Here is a 1601-nt window from a genome sequence, read left to right as displayed (position 1 = left end):
GCCTGCGGCTGTGGCGGCGGAGCCGCCTGGGTCGTCGGCCAGGCCCCGGCCTGCGGCGCGGCCGCCGGCCGACTCGCCGTGGGCCAGGCTCCGGGCGGCGGCCCACCCGCCGCCTGCGGCTCTGGCGCGGGCGCGGGCGGCGCGACCGGAGCCGGCGGCTCCGGCGCCGGCTCGGGCACGGCGACCGGCTCGGGCACCGCGACCGGCTCGGGCACCGCGACCGGCTCGGGCACCGGACCGGCAGCCGCCTGCCCGACACCGGCCGCGCCCCCGAACCCGCCGGCCCGGCCCAACCTCTCCAACCGGTCGAGACGACTCTGCAGCGACCGCTCGTCCCCGTACGCCGCCGGCAGCAGCACCCGGGCGCAGATCAGCTCCAGCTGCAGCCGGGGCGACGTCGCCCCCCGCATCTCCGTGAGCCCCGTGTTCACCAGGTCGGCAGCCCGGCTCAGCTCCGCGGGACCGAACGCCGACGCCTGCGCGCGCATCCGCTCCAGCACGTCCGCCGGAACGTCGAACAGCCCCTTCTCCGCCGCGTCCGGCACGGCCGCCAGGATCACCAGGTCCCGCAGCCGCTCCAGCAGGTCCGTCACGAACCGCCGCGGATCGTGGCCCCCCTCGATGACCCGGTCCACCACCCCGAACGCCGCGGCCCCGTCCCCGGCCCGGAAGGCGTCCACGATGTCGTCGAGCAGCGCCCCGTCCGTGTACCCGAGCAGCGACGTGGCCATCTCGTACGTGACCCCGTCCGCCCCGGCGCCCGCGAGCAGCTGGTCCATCACCGACATCGAGTCCCGCACCGACCCGGCCCCGGCCCGCACCACCAGCGGCAGCACCGAGCTCTCCACCGGGATCGCCTCGCGCTCACACACCTCGGCCAGGTAGTCACGCAGCGTGCCGGGCGGCACCAGGCGGAACGGATAGTGGTGCGTGCGCGACCTGATCGTGCCGATGACCTTCTCCGGCTCGGTGGTCGCGAAGATGAACTTCAGGTGCTCGGGCGGCTCCTCCACCACCTTCAGCAGGGCGTTGAACCCCGCCGGGGTGACCATGTGCGCCTCGTCGATGATGTAGATCTTGAACCGGCTGACTGCCGGCCCGAAGAACGCCTTCTCCCGCAGCTCACGCGCGTCGTCCACGCCACCGTGCGAGGCGGCGTCGATCTCGATCACGTCGATCGACCCAGGACCGTTCCGCGCGAGGTCACGACACGACTGGCACTCCCCACACGGCGTGGGCGTCGGCCCCCGCTCGCAGTTGAGACACCGGGCGAGGATCCGCGCACTGGTCGTCTTGCCGCAACCGCGCGGCCCGCTGAACAGATACGCGTGATTGACCCTGTTGTTCCGCAGGGCCTGCTGCAACGGGACGGTCACGTGCTCCTGCCCGATGACCTCGGCGTAGGTCTCGGGTCGGTAGCGGCGGTACAGCGCGAGCGAGGACACACTTGAGACCATATCCGCCCCCACTGACACCCGGCGGACAGCACAGCGCCCCCCACGCACCCGCCAGAGCTCACCTACCCTTGCTGCCTTCCGGCCCTGGGGGAGTTCAGCGAGATAGCGCCGCGTGAGGGGCTGCCACCAACCCTACCCGATGCC

Annotated in this window: 1 protein-coding gene and 1 other RNA gene; both read right to left on the bottom strand. The window is 73.5% G+C overall.

What is annotated here, in order from left to right:
* Positions 1 to 1445 (bottom strand): DNA polymerase III subunit gamma and tau (locus E1265_RS36100; protein ID WP_132935155.1); only part of this gene is annotated, 1445 nt, incomplete at its 3' end.
* A 38-nt stretch (positions 1446 to 1483) separates the two neighbouring features.
* Positions 1484 to 1582: signal recognition particle sRNA small type (gene ffs / locus E1265_RS36095), an RNA gene on the bottom strand.
* Between the last annotated feature and the right edge of the window lie 19 nt (positions 1583 to 1601).

The organism is Streptomyces sp. 8K308 (assembly GCF_004348315.1).
In the GTDB taxonomy this organism is placed as follows: Bacteria; Actinomycetota; Actinomycetes; order Streptomycetales; family Streptomycetaceae; genus Streptomyces.
The sequence above is the reverse complement of the archived record's forward strand: the minus strand, read 5'-3'. Positions and strand labels throughout refer to the sequence as shown.